Below are 13,952 nucleotides of genomic sequence, written 5' to 3' on the forward strand. Positions count from 1 at the left end.
TAGCTATTCCAAAAACTTTTAGTGCTGAGCGTCGACAACCTCCACAGTAAACTCAATAAAGCCAGCATTGTTTCCAAAATAATCATTGCCGAATAAATCGGGATCACGAGGCTCGTTTACCGACAGAATTAATTCCCCACTTTCTGGCACAGAAAAGAAACCAATTTGTCGTACATCGCCAGATAGGTTACTTTTACCAGTTAATACTTTATGGAATTTAATAGAGTGCTTATTTACCCTACCTATGAGCGCTGTATATTTTTGAGTAGGATATTCGGAATAGAGCTTTGCCAGCGTTTGACCTACCCCCCCTAAAAACCCTTTTATCTTGCTGGTTTGATAGCTAGGTTTGTCCCATACACCGCGACCATCGATTGCACTTGGATAGGTGCAGTCTGACCAACCGTTAATCTGTTCTAAAGTAAGTTTGTAAGTCACCCCTCGCTCTAAATGGATCCCTGTTCTATCGTTTTTTCTGTCGGAGAAGTAGGTTACTGTAGCTTTGGTTTTTGAAGGTTCTGAGCCATCAAGTGTTGTGACTGAGAGTCTTTGCTTAGCCTGTTTTTTAGTTTGGGGAAGTGATAGATTACACGACTTTATAGGATTTTGATTTCTGCCCTTGGTATCACTTAGTTCGCATTTGGACAATTTGCATAGGTTTTGGTTGTGTAGCTCACTCTGGGGTTTATAGCGGGCATCATTCTCAACTTCGAATATTTCGCCGCAGTTGCCCGCTTCGGATATCGAACCAGTATTTCCATTACACATAACACACTCTTTAAACGGTTCCATTCGGAACCAATGTGATTCGAAATGCTTTGGTGCAATAACACAAAGTCTATCCAATACAGAAGCATGTAATTTTATTTTCGCTTGATAGCAATATGATTGCGTTGCTTGCCCATCGGAACAGGTTTCACCTTTATTAACCTTTATGTTCTTGCCCCGTTCTAGATGTAACTCAGGATAAATATAATTGTCGGATTCGTAGATAGTTGCTAAATCTCTAGATAAATCATCGTAAACGAGGTCTAAAAACCCTATGTTGGCGTTGTGAGTTTTATCGAGGTGATTTGCATAAACTTCGGTTTTATGATCGAAAGACGTAATGCCCGCTTTTATCATTTGGCCTAACATCCAATTAAGCGAAACCCCGTCTATTGTTGTATCATCATAGCCGCCACCTACATCCGAATGTGCTCCAGAAAACCAAACTTCATTTATTTCCGAGACATTGCCATCATTTTCGTTATTCCCAATACAGTCTTCCTTAGTAAAGTGTAATTGCCTGAAGAGAAGCGGAGTGAACTCTTCGAACCGATAATCATCCAAGGACACTGCGTGAGCTATGCGACGTATATTGCACAGTTGGTCAGCGTATAGTTTGTTTGGTTCACCTACATCAGTATCGTCAATTGATACCACGCCAAGCGCTTGAACAGTGTCCCATAACCCCAGAAAATCAATATTGACGTTGGTTTTGTGATTTTTAAGTAGATTGTTTTTTGCCAAATATGCTTCAACATCTTCACGGCGTTGTTGAAGTGTTCGGTTATCTCCGAACAAGGTACCCCAGAATTTTTTATAGGTATAATAAATGTCATCCACGGCATCTTTACGCTTATCTGCGGGAAGATGCATTATGTCTGGTAGTCCAGCTACATAGATTAGGGACGCCAATATTCTGGCTGACCACGCACCCCGGCTGAAGCCAAATAAATACACATTGTCACCTTCCTTATAGTTCTCTATAAGAAACCGGTATGCTTCCTGTACGCGATTTGCATTTCCTAAACCGGTTGCTAAACCCAGTACTCTGCCAAATGTTTGAGTGCCTACACCATCAATATAAATCGCAGCTATTTTAGGGTCGTTTTGAAGTGTAATGATATTATGAAGCTTTGCTATATTTGTTCTGCTGCCCGCATCATTGGCAGTGCCATCGAGAAATATGTATATGTCGCGAGGTGTCTTTTCAGACATTGGTGGAACGTGTTTGGTGGATATGGAGCAGCCACTCAAAATAACGAATAAGAGTAAGGTGCAGTATCTACTAATCGATTTGAGCATGGCGGCATTCCTTTTCCGAGATTAAAAAGTGAGCAGAATGAATTTATACTTATTTGATTAATTTTTAAAGGTTTTTTAAGGGCTTTTGTATCTACACAAGTAAAGATAAGATTTTCCATGTGTGCTTATATTTTTGAGGGTGGGGTTCTGTTCTTGAGTTATCAGGTGCGGCATATGGTTCAAACTATAAAAAAGAAATCCGCTAAAGAGTAATTTCAATAACTAGATTAACGGCTTGTTTCGCATTATTTATCGTTGTTTAAGCTTTTCCTTTATTATTAACAATCACTGTTATTCACCGGAGCTACAACCAAAATTATGTGTATTGGAAAGGAATAAAGGTTAGGCTATTCGTCAAAGGTTTTTATAGAAAAGAATTAGTGTGTATGCTTTAAATATTGCTGAGTTAATTCGATGTGAATAATCATAAGAAATAGTTTTTAAGGCTTATTTATTTTGACACGTGTTAGAACAAGGAGGTGGTAATGCGTTTTGTAGTTATCCTAATGACGTCTGTGTTGGCGGGATGTGCCACAAATAATCAAGGAGTAAACCATTGCGAAAAGCTATATTGCTACAGCTTAGCTGATTATTGGGAGCAAGATCCAGCTGGTTTTGATAGGGCAAGAGCGTTTGCCAATAAAACTGCTATTTACGCTGTTTATTCTGCAAATGTCTATGACAAACCCGAAGCTGAACAAAAAGAAATATTCCTTCCTACGAATGAATACAATCGAGAAATTTTGCACTACAAAGGTATTGATACTGAGACCGGCTTCAGAGCAAAAGCGTGGCTTAGATATCGCTATGGAAAGGAGCAGTCAGAGGACCCTATTCTGGTATTCGCTTTTCGCGGTACAGATAATTTCCCTGACTGGATCGCTGGAAATCTCCGAATGTTTAATAGCTCTAGTAATGATCAATTTAAATCTGCAAAGAAGTATAAGAGGTTAGTTTTGCGCTATCTGTATGAACACAATCTAAGCTTCAGTAAGATTATTTTCACTGGTCACTCGTTAGGAGGTGGTCTTGCAGAGTTTATGCAGACTATCACGCCAAATTCCGAGGCGATTGTGTTTATGTCCTCACCAAATAATGGCTACATTTATTCTTTTACTGACTACGATATCCGAGGTGAACTTAATAGTTTGCGCGTCTATGAAAAAGGAGAAATACTAAATGCTCTTCGACTTATTAGTACTCCGGATTTCGATTACGACGAATGGCCTGATGCCCAAGACAATATCAAGACTGCTTGGATTAATTTTTTCACTTGGACTCTGTTAGCAGACCACGGTATTCACGATTTCACTATGCAATTGTTACAAGCTGCTGAAGCAGAGGGTAATTGTTCGGCGCAGTCTGTGATTAATAAAATCAACCAAGCTTACAACGCAAAGATTAAATTAAGAATGAATGAAACGAATCGGGCGAGATGCTCGGCAGGCGACTATGAGACAGAAAATAAAGTATATTCAGGACGGTAACTCTCAACGAATCTTGTTCATAATGATTCTAAGTATCTGTATATGTGGTTGCAGCAATCTTAGGCCGCATAACCTACCGGGTTTAGACTCTCCACCCGATAACGGGGCATTACACGCACGATTTTTTGGGACCTCAACGGTCTATCTTAGCGATGGTGAATCCTCGATAATGATTGATGGTCTGTTCACCCGTCGAAGCTTTACTCAGCATCGAAAATATGGATTTCTTCCTGATTCGGAAGCTATCGCGAACGGTCTGGAAACCGCAGGAATAGATAATATAGATGGGCTTTTCGTAGGTCACTCGCATTTCGATCACGCCCTAGATGCGGAAATGACAGCTCAACAGACAAATGCAAAATTATTCGGGTCTCCCTCAACACTCAGATTGTTTCCAAATTTTTCCCATAAGTCTGAAGTAATTGTTGGGAAACCTTATTTGTTTGGAAAGTTTACCGTCACAGCATTCGAAACTCAGCATGTTCCAAAGGATTCATTCATACAAAACTTTGAATATTTTCTCACTGCTATATATGCCAAAGGACACGAATTTATGTGTGCGGGTAAGGTTTATAGCTTTTTGATTCAGCATGGAGATACGGATATTTTAATCATACCCAGTTCATCTCTCGAACAGGGAGACCTTCCAGCAAACACTAAGGCGGATATTGTATTTTTAAGTATTGGTTTACTGAGTAAGCAACCTAACGCTACTAAATATATAGCGAATTATTGGGAAAACGCGGTAAAGGAAACGAAGGCAAAAGTGGTCTTTCCCATTCATTATGATGACTTTAGAAAGCCAATTTCTGCTGATGGTGAATTGACTCTTCCGTTGCCTTTAGCTGACAAAATTTTGCTAACCATGACGGAGCTTAATAAGCTAGCTAACGAACATAATACAGATGGGAAAAATGTTAAAGTTATTTTCCCTCCGGTTATCAAACCTTTTCTTTTAGAGTTCGACTGATCGTAGCTAAAGTTAAAGCACTGTAAACGATTTTTTTTTGCGAAACGAAGCATTAACAAATACGCCGAGCACACGCCTGCATAAGAGCTTGTACTTTTTCCTGCTTGTAAGGAAGTGAGTCTTTCTTTAATTGGCTCTCTTGAGAGTCTTATAAACCCAAGGCGTAAAGATATAAAAGTAGCCAATAGCAAGGCATACAAGTGGTTTTTTAAAAGTGACAGAGAAGGGATTTATGCGCATTTACCCGATGCAATACCGAGGCAGAAAAGACTGTTACAAGATAGGTAACAATTATAGGGAAGGTTGCAGTGATGAACTATTTATGTGCAAGTCAGCATCAGATAATTCATCGACTTCGACGTCTTTTAATGTTCTCAACAGATGGTAATCTAACCCATCAATTTTGCGCCCGGTTTCCCAGTAAGAAGTCTTAGAGGCTTTTTCACCAATTCGAAGCTCGCTAACTATCATTGCTCCTATATTTAGAATCTTCATCATTCAAAATCTCAATCTTGTCGGCGACTTGATAAGTATAGCATGGCGCCACAAAAACAGTCTGATGCGGTCAATACTCTGGGTATTTTTGACCTGATTATTAAAACTTCGACAAGGAGAAAGCATTGAGCGTGTTCACACATTCTGTGTTAGCCTCAATGAGAGCAAGTCAGAAAAAAATCTGATAACAACTGGTAATTTCATTCAGCGCTTAAGCGTTGCAGTGATCCCTTGGCTAGTTCTTTGTTGCTTAGGCTTATTCTGTTCATCAAAAACTTTACATGACGGCTAACGCACGATGAACATGGTATTTTTTGAAATACCGCTTTATTCTGTTCTAGCCGCTTGTACAGCATTAATTAGCTGGTATTGAGTTAAACGGTTAAGGAGCCAACGTTTCTGATTATCTAAATTTTGACGAACTCCCTCGCTGGCTGATACATGAGACCGCTTTAGCTCAATCACACCCAGCGCATACCATTTGCATTAATGACAATGTCAGGCCGCTTTTCAGTTCGCCTTTAACCGATACTTCTTCTGCGATAGCAAAGTCATTGGCTTCTGGGTTCTTCCAGTCAATCAGCCAAACTATTTGGTTTAGCTTACCTGCACCTTCTTTTTCCTTTACGCCGTAACGGAGTAAACGACATACATCTTTGTTGGCATCAAACAGTTTTTTGCCTTCACCGAGGACTGCGGCTGCATCAAGTTCGCGTAATGTGCGGGTCATGAGGGCATTGGACGTACCACGATTTTTATGCCACTTAATCGGCAACTCTTTTTCTATCTTGCTGTTGCCTTCGCGATGTTCCCAGTTACCTAAATATTCGTAACCGAGTTGCTCGGTAAAAAAACTTAACGACGCGCTTTTGTGCTTTTTGTTCTAAATTCCCGACATTACTCATCGCTTAATTCCTTTAAACTTGCACATAGATGCTGAAGCTTAATCTTTACGTCTTCGATGCTTTTCTCATTTTTATTGGAGTAGAATTTGTAAAGGTCGAGGCTTGGTGCGGATAAGCCTGTAAATTCAAAACCTTCATTCCTTAATAAATTTGTCAATGTTTCAGGTGCATTTTCAATTTCACTACCTAAAACTCTAATATCAAACCCGCTAGGTATTTTATGGACCTCTATCTGATACCCCATTCCGTCAAGAACAAACCCACTTAGTTTTAAATGCGCACTTTCTTCACGCGATTTAACTGGGACGTACCATCGATTTGAGAAAGGTGCCAATAGGGACTTGTCTCGCGACAATTCTATTTCTAGAACTTTGGTGTAAAGCTCAATATGCGTATGATTCCGCTGTGATTGCCCCAGCAATACAAATTCAGAGTTGTTTTTCTCTATAAAGCCTTGCTGGCAGTACCCCATTAACTCTTTATGTAGAATTAATGCCTTTCTCCAAGGCTCAAGTTCTCCTGATTCTATTGCGTTAGCGCAAATGGAAGATAGTGACATCTGTACTTCATTAGAATTAAATGCTGGGTCATCTAGTACTGCTTTCACGTAATTTTGTTTTTGTTCAATAGAAGCTGTTCCGAACCGCAGTAACCTTTTCCAACTATGATCACGAGGAATATTGTTTCTAGTATCGCGAGAGGACAACATATTGTATTTGTCGCCTCGTTTATCGGTGAAGTATTCGCCTTTACTTAATACCGCTCTTTCCCACAAATAATCAATTGATGCAGAGCTACTTTCAATTTGATCGAATACACGTTGAATAGCATTGGAATATCGTGTGAAGCTGGTTAAATACTCGTAATCTTCTTCAGCGCTCCAGTTGCAATGTTTATGTTCTCGGTAATAACTTAGGATTTCAGAAAAGTTTAAAACACAGCCAATCTGACCTTTCAGGAATGAATGCTGCTCTGCACTGATAATTGCTTCTCGCCATTCACTAGACCTTAATAACAAATGAGCCTTGATCTTTTCTTCAACTATCTGCGCGCCTGCAAAGCCAGTTATTTCTGCATCATTAGCTAGTGTTTCTAATATTGGATTATCGTGCTGATAAAGTTTGTCTATCGCAAATAGTGCCTTATTAAACTCGTCTGCGGTATTGATAATGGTGTTTTCGGTTAAATTGAAAATAACCCTTAACCATTCATTTAACTCTTCATCAGCCGGTGATTTCGCAACGTAGCTGTAAAATGCATAAAACCTAAGCTTATCGTCGTAGCTAGCATCGTTTTTCAATACGTTCTTGAATGTTTTGTTCTCGTTATAGTAGTAATCAGTTTCAAAGTAACTGTTTATTTTTCGATCGACCAATCCATCTCTATAGATGAGATCTAGGAAGCTAATAAGGCGAACAATAAACGCTTTATTTAGGCACTCTAGTTCTTCATATTTCGAAAGCGTAAGCGCCTCTAATCGCCCGTTTCGCCCAAAGAATACTCCACTATTCTCATGAAGTTCGATAGGTGATTCTTTATTGTCAAATAGGTATTGATAGGAAATGACTAAGCGAATGAAATTCATTAGTTCGTCATCAAAAGTATCGTCATCCGAGCAAACGTTTCTATAGGGCCAGAATAAATCGGCCCAATCAGTATCTACCTTATGTATGAAGTACTCATAACCGCTAACACTGTCTTGAAAAGGAAGCGTGTATTCAGGCCAAGGTCCGTCAAAGGATTTTATTTTCTGCTCTAACTTGGCTTTAAAGTTTTCAAATATTGTTAGCGGCTTCCCGCGAGCATTCATTTTTATATAAAGCTCATCAGATAAACCAAAAGAATGAAGGTCTAAAAACTGAAAGGTAATGTAAGGTTCTCTTGTATTTATTATTCGCTCGTACAAGTTGATATCGTTTTGATCAAACAACTCTTGAATTGCATCCAGCATATTTAAACAGGCTTGTACGGTTGGGTCTTGTTGCCATGACAAATAAAACCACTGACTATTTTTGATCTGCTTGCTTATCACTGCTTCAGATATTTCAATGTCTTTGGAGGTTAATGCATCAAAAAACTCAGTTGTGCTTGGACGTGTCTTATATGTAAAGCGAGATCTTTGCTCGTCAGTGACAAACCGGCCTCTAAATTCTTCAATATGATCATGTTGTATTGCTAAGTACCAATGCAGTAAAAATAAAGTCGTTAAGCGTTGCTGTCCATCAAGAACCGAGAAAGCCTTACTTTGACCTTCTTCAAAGTTTCCGTAAACAAAGTCTAAATCTAGTGGTTGGCGCGACCCATCATTGTTATTTAGCGCATGGAATAATGAATTTAAAAATAGTGTTCTAACTTCATCTTCTTCTTTTCGACCCTGTGCGTAATCACGCTGTAATATTGGAATTTCAGTCGCTTCAACAACATCAAATAGCCCGTAAAACGTTAAGCTTTTTCCTTTATTCATGTCCTAACTCCTTTTGATGAACACCTACTCCTTGAAAGAAACCGAGTAACATTTCTACCATAGCCCTTTGATGATCTTCGCTATCTTTCGCTTCCCAATACAGCATCTTATCTACCTGTTTGCTGTAATACTTAAGAAACGCATTCTTAGTGCATAGAGGAACAAAGGTTGCCTTCTTATCTAATGCGATGATCCTTGCTCGTTTAATTGGAAATACCGCATTTTGATAGCTACGGTTAGTTCTGCTATCTAGTAAGGTTAGATTCCCAATCGAGTTATCTACATCTTCATTACTATCAGGGTCGTAATACGCACGTACTTTGTCGTACACAGCTTCAAACTGATCATTATTAAAGCTTGCGGCTTGCAGTAACTCTGTTGCTTCAAGTTTGATAGATAGCTCTTCATTGTTTACATCAACGTCAGACTCCTCAGTTTCTGGGGTCTCATCGCTAGAGATATAAGCAACAACGTTTTCAAGCCATGCCTTTTGCTTGTCTTTACTATTTGGTATATCTGATGCCACTGAGCGGATATGTTCAATATCCCAACTATCTAATTTATATTTATCAAATTGAAAGCGCGCATCGGTAGCCGGGTTTGCAAGTAAGCTAGCTACGTTAAATAGCAATAGTATTGGTCTGAGCCTATGCACACCTGATTCATAAGTGACTGCGTTTAGTCTGTCTTCCAGCCATTCTTGAGATAAATCATCTATCTGTCTAACACTAAAGCTTTTGCTGAAGACTAGCTTTAACAGAGATTGTCGAAAATCATACTTTGTGAGTGCTTCTTGATGTAAGTCGAAAATATTTGCGATAGAAACATTTTGCGAGACTAAATACCCAATTAAGTGAAATAAAGCTCGGTCATTATACCACTCTTCTAGCGTCATAAAGCACTGTTTTATCTTTAGCCATTCACGAGCTACATCTACAGTTTTATCCTTATCACCGTTATTGGTAAGTAATCGGTTGAACGTCAAAAATATTTTCAATTTATCCGTGTCTAGAATGCCTTCATCATTCAGTTTTCTGGATGCCAAATCCAAAACAAATTCGATTCGATTCGTGGTAATGGACTTGTTGCTTATGAAATACCAAAATGTGTCATCTTGTAGGCGCTTCTCAATGGCATCCCACTCTTGAGAAATCTTTAACTGCTGTAGATCTTGAATAGGCTTTTTGCTTTTGGAGTCACCTATATTTTGGGCAAAGTTGCTCGACTTCAGGAACAGCGCTTTAACTAGTTCGGCATTGACCAGAGGGATCTTGCCCATATTTAGCCGAGTAAATACCTCGGTAACATTTTCAGTTTCGTCAATTTGATACCAAATAACCTTTACGTTTTTTCCAGTATCGTCATCGTTTAATAGAGTTTGAATAAATTTTATTTGGTAGGTGCCATCTTGTGCCTTAAACCATTCTTCTACTGCTTTTTTAGCTTGTACGATATGGAAGAAGTCAATATTTTCCTCGCCACGCTCTTCATCAATGTCCTGAAGAAAGTCAGCACTCTCTTCTCGTGTTTCGTAGCTCAATTGATAACGTGACTTACCAAGCAAAGTTAGGATGTCTTTTAAGTACGTTAGAATGATATATATGGTGGTCAATCGCTGTTGACCATCAACTAATTCCCAATCGCCATTATGTCTTTTAACTACGATTGGCTGTAAGCAATAAAAAGCGTTCTTACTGCTATTTTCCGCTTGCTGCTGAAATTCTTTGATGTCATCGAGCAGTTCGGTAACCTGCCTTTTAGACCAACGATATCCTCGTTGATAGGCTGGTATAAAAAACGACAGCTCTAGTAGGTCATTAATAGGCTTTAATTCTAATTCATTAAATTCAGACATCCGTGTTCCTTATTATTCTTTTTCAAACGGCAAGCGTGTGCGGCCTGTTAGTAGCTCTTGCATCATACCTTGCTTGATTTCGCGGATTTTCTCCAAGCGCTGTTCAAGGCTTTGGATTTCATTATCCATATACGAGAGGATGGTGGCGATTCATATGTCGTGTTTTATACTGATGAACCCGGTGGCTAAATGCAAGTCACTCCCCCAAATATTTTAAATGCCAACACGGTTGCTAAATTTTATGAAGAGCTTTAATAGCTTACTCGGTTGTTACACTGTAGTGAAAAACCGTCGTTCCTTTGTCGTCTAAAGATTTTAGGATTACGTCATTAATGTCAGTAATAGGCCTGTTTGAATCTGCATAAGAGGGCCACAAAGAGGCGAGAAACTCATCAAACGAGACTCTGTTTGGATTCATAACCGATAGGTACTCTCGATGTAAATAAAAAGAGCGCGATTCTAACTGTGAATAGTCGATAAATAAGCTATCTTGGATCGGGCAGAAAAAGTGGTACAAATTTGGCGCCCGCTTCTTTATTTGCTCAAAAATACCGGGTAGGTGATAGGCGAATCCAAGGTATCCCTCTGGCACTTCGTTGTCTTCTAAATAATGATTTTCTTGATACTCTAAATATCGATTTTCCCAGAAGTGATATTCATCGGGAAATTTCTCTTTCCATCGATTAAACAATCTCGCTACAAATAAATCAGTGGGAATAAGGGCTGGCTGATGTCGTGTCCACGACCATATCCCTTCTGGTGTCTGACTGCCTAAGCTGGAAACGCTTTCATCTAACAAGTATTCAAGTTTTTGTGTGATATCGCGCTCAATGCAATACAAGACCAATGAACGTAATTTGGGGTCATCTTTTAATTGCTCGAGCTCTGATGGAACATTTAGCCACCTCTTTATAGTCTCGAAGTGATATTTTTGTGATTCGATACGGGACTTGTCTATCCAGTCATGAATTTCGTGTCTGCTATCGATTTCAGTCGGGTCAATTGGAAACAGAGGCGTCAAATCTAATTTATTCTTAGAAAGTGGATGCAAAGGGTTATTAATATCAAAATGCGAGATGAATGTTTGCCGCTGTCGTAAATGGGATATTTGATCCTGAAGAACAGATATCTGGAGCTTTAATTTGTCATTACTAGAATTCCACTTTGTTGGTTTGACGAACTTCCTTGTGCTTTTGGGAAGATAAGCTTTCATATATTCGCATATATAGTGCTCTGTTTCCCTAGCTCCCAACTTAAGCTCTTCAAATGCAAATACGATATCTCTTAATGGTAAATCTCGTTTGCCACTGAATATTTCTGAAAGTTTTGTGGGCTGACCAATACTTCGCTTTTCACTCTTGGCTCGTTCACCAATGAGGCGATGCCACTCGTTTCGGGTAACCCCGGCTTCTCTCGTTAGTTGCTTCAGGAGCACATTGTGCTCAATCAACTCTCCTGTGTGGTAGTGTTCTACCTCGAATTCCATATGATAACTCTCTTATCTAGAAAAATACTCATAAGCTTCTGAAAAGAAGCACTTTGAGATACGAGCCTTTCTTTAAAAAGATACCACGTTTGTGACCTTTAATGTTCGCTTTTTGGGTGTATATTGGTTTTTTATCCAATCTATTATAAAGGAGAGAAAAACGTGCCAAGAACAGAAAGCTTAAAACACCAAAACAGCTTCAACTATTGTTTAAAGTGCATGACAAAAAAGTCGGGGATAAATCAAGCGTACGTTAAGAAGGCTTTCTCACGTCGGATTTTTTCAAAATATGGTCAATCAGTTGCAAGTGGGAGTGCTTCAACTCACGCGCTGCGTATGGAAGGAAAGCGCTACAAAAAAGAAAGGGAAGAGTTTTACCAAGAGATAAAAAAGCTTAAAGAGCAGTCGAGACATAGCAATTATATAAAGCATTCTTCATTACCACTCATCGGTTGTCAAAATGCTCGACTTAAAGTCGCGCCGTCTGAAGGAGCCGGTGATTGGTGGCGAGAGCAGGAATGATTCGTCTGATGAGCCATGTGTAAATAGTTTTCGAAATTGGAGGCGGGATTATGAAAAATACCGCACACGCAAGACATAGAATGAAGCAAAGAGGTTTTGGGCCGGAGCATATTGATGTAATCCATCGGTTTGGAAAAAAGCGGAGGGTTGGTGATGCGATATTCATTAACCAAGAAACTAGCTCGCAGCTTAAATTACTGGGTCTTAAAACCTAGCATACTCTCAAAACGCAAAAGCGCTTTTGTAGTTTATGGCATGGGTATTCTTAATACCGCCTCTCGCATGATTAAGTAAAAAGTATAAATAAAACAGGGGTGTAGAATGGGTGTTGGGAAATCGCAGATTTTTAGAAATCTGTTAGTCGCAGGTGTCAATTCAGTTATTGAAGCCGATCAGGTCAATTTGGATTCTCAAAAGGATGTGGAAGGAGAGTTAACAGCAGATATACATGGCTATTCCTCCATCATTAAATGGCGAGGTCTTGGTCATGGTGAATTGAGCTTTCATGTTTTCTGGGCTGTTAATGCAGACGTAAAAGGTGGAAAGAGGCTACAGCGATTGAATGGTCAGAAAATTACCTATCATGCATCCGTACTTGGGTGGCTTGAAAGAAAGGACGGAAAATGGCTTCAGGGAGAAGGGGGGAGCTCATTAACCGAAATGTATTTGAGTGAGTTTGCCAAGTCTCACTTGTCAGGTCTAAGTGTTGATGGAATGGGGTTTGAAGTTAGCGGGCATGACAGGCTAGTCTAAGCAGCTCATAAGGTAATCGTGTGCGCTTCCAGCGCAGAGGAAAAATGATAAAGCATAATGCATCTTTCAGATAGTCGGGATGCATTACTACTTCAACATGCTGTTTTGAGGGCGTTATTTATTTAGCCATTAAGTCCAAAATGAATTTGGATAAAGGAGAAATCTACTTTATTGGTAGAGTTTTGCATAAAAGTGATAACAGACTTTGACGATTCTTGAAAAGTGGTTTAGGCTCCTTCATAGTCAGTGATGAGGTGTCTGCCGCTTGCACATCCTAGTGATGACGGCCTGCCAATAATTTGGCCTCATTTTTAACACTTCCATCGAACGTTATTTCCTGTTGAATGCTCGTTTGGACTCAGCAAGCACTCCTGAAAAAGAGCCACTATACGGAAATAAAGGAATGATCTTTTCCTATACAAAATTCGATAAGACCATCAAGAAAAACGTCAAGCCCTTGAATTTGACTTATCGAAAGACGTTAGAAAATATAAGTAGAAAAGCTGGGTTTCGAGACGCTCATGCACTTCGAAAAACAGCTGAAGCAAAACATAATGATCCTAGACTTCAAGTAGCAATATCTCTTAGCAATGACCTTATGTTGAGGGCTGGCGCTTTTTTAGAGCATACCCGACTTAAAGATCTTAACGCTGATTTAGAAAGGCCTACAGCAGCCGAATCTTTGGAGCGGGGTCTGATATATATCTATGTTAATTCATCTGGAATCGTTGAATGCGTTGATGAATCCACCCCCTACCTCAAGGCAATCGATTTCGAAAATGCGTTCAAGTGCGAGTCAATCGAGGACATCTACCGTCAGATTGACCCTGAACGGGTGAGCCAAGTGGGCTATGAGGTGATTAGTGTTCCTGAACAACTTGCTTCAGAGCTAAAACCTTTGCTTAATCAAAAGACCTAGTATCTTCAAAATAAGACATCGGTAGT

At 39.5% G+C, this 13,952-nt stretch carries 10 protein-coding genes and 1 pseudogene; 5 read left to right on the plus strand and 6 right to left on the minus strand.

Going from position 1 to position 13,952, the window contains the following annotated elements:
• Positions 1 to 18: 18 nt before the first annotated feature.
• Positions 19 to 1,983 carry a phospholipase effector Tle1 domain-containing protein gene (locus OPS25_RS01285; protein WP_265615837.1) on the minus strand — a complete coding sequence of 655 codons (1,965 nt, stop codon included), beginning with the start codon at positions 1,981 to 1,983 and terminating at the stop codon, positions 19 to 21.
• Between the two features lie 572 nt (positions 1,984 to 2,555).
• Between OPS25_RS01285 and OPS25_RS01290 the strand changes: the two genes are divergently transcribed.
• Together OPS25_RS01290 and OPS25_RS01295 are read left to right on the plus strand one after the other, a co-directional pair.
• Positions 2,556 to 3,557, plus strand: a complete 1,002-nt coding sequence (locus OPS25_RS01290) for a lipase family protein (protein ID WP_265615838.1) — start codon at positions 2,556 to 2,558, stop codon at positions 3,555 to 3,557.
• A 22-nt stretch (positions 3,558 to 3,579) separates the two neighbouring features.
• Positions 3,580 to 4,527 (plus strand): MBL fold metallo-hydrolase, encoded by a 948-nt coding sequence (locus tag OPS25_RS01295; RefSeq protein ID WP_265616135.1) that lies wholly within the window; start codon positions 3,580 to 3,582, stop codon positions 4,525 to 4,527.
• Positions 4,528 to 4,818: 291 nt separating this feature from the next.
• On the opposite strand, the gene OPS25_RS01300 is transcribed toward OPS25_RS01295, so the two are convergent.
• The 5 genes and pseudogenes from OPS25_RS01300 to OPS25_RS01320 form a co-directional block, all read right to left on the minus strand.
• Positions 4,819 to 5,025 (minus strand): hypothetical protein, encoded by a 207-nt coding sequence (locus OPS25_RS01300; RefSeq protein WP_265615839.1) that lies wholly within the window; start codon positions 5,023 to 5,025, stop codon positions 4,819 to 4,821.
• 454 nt (positions 5,026 to 5,479) lie between these two features.
• Positions 5,480 to 5,818, minus strand: a pseudogene (locus OPS25_RS01305) (type I restriction endonuclease); the annotation flags it as partial.
• 101 nt (positions 5,819 to 5,919) lie between these two features.
• Entirely contained in the window at positions 5,920 to 8,391 is a 2,472-nt protein-coding gene (locus OPS25_RS01310; RefSeq protein ID WP_265615840.1) for a DUF262 domain-containing protein, read from the minus strand.
• A complete protein-coding gene (locus OPS25_RS01315) occupies positions 8,384 to 10,246 on the minus strand; it encodes a DUF262 domain-containing protein (RefSeq protein WP_265615841.1) in 1,863 nt (620 codons plus the stop codon). The genes OPS25_RS01310 and OPS25_RS01315 overlap by 8 nt, the downstream gene beginning before the upstream one ends.
• Before the next feature lie 259 nt (positions 10,247 to 10,505).
• The gene (locus OPS25_RS01320; protein WP_265615842.1) at positions 10,506 to 11,732 is read right to left on the minus strand and encodes a hypothetical protein; all 1,227 of its coding nucleotides are present in this window, start codon (positions 11,730 to 11,732) and stop codon (positions 10,506 to 10,508) included.
• Positions 11,733 to 11,894: 162 nt separating this feature from the next.
• Here OPS25_RS01320 and OPS25_RS01325 point away from each other — a divergent pair, with 162 nt between their 5' ends.
• From OPS25_RS01325 to OPS25_RS01335, 3 genes are all read left to right on the plus strand, one after another.
• Positions 11,895 to 12,254, plus strand: a complete 360-nt coding sequence (locus OPS25_RS01325; RefSeq protein ID WP_265615843.1) for a hypothetical protein — start codon at positions 11,895 to 11,897, stop codon at positions 12,252 to 12,254.
• A 321-nt stretch (positions 12,255 to 12,575) separates the two neighbouring features.
• Positions 12,576 to 13,007, plus strand: coding sequence for a hypothetical protein (locus OPS25_RS01330; RefSeq protein WP_265615845.1), 432 nt, complete (start codon positions 12,576 to 12,578; stop codon positions 13,005 to 13,007).
• Positions 13,008 to 13,359: 352 nt separating this feature from the next.
• The gene (locus OPS25_RS01335) at positions 13,360 to 13,926 is read left to right on the plus strand and encodes a hypothetical protein (protein WP_265615846.1); all 567 of its coding nucleotides are present in this window, start codon (positions 13,360 to 13,362) and stop codon (positions 13,924 to 13,926) included.
• Positions 13,927 to 13,952: the final 26 nt, after the last annotated feature.

It is taken from the genome of Alteromonas aquimaris, from assembly GCF_026183695.1.
GTDB lineage: Bacteria > Pseudomonadota > Gammaproteobacteria > Enterobacterales > Alteromonadaceae > Alteromonas > Alteromonas aquimaris.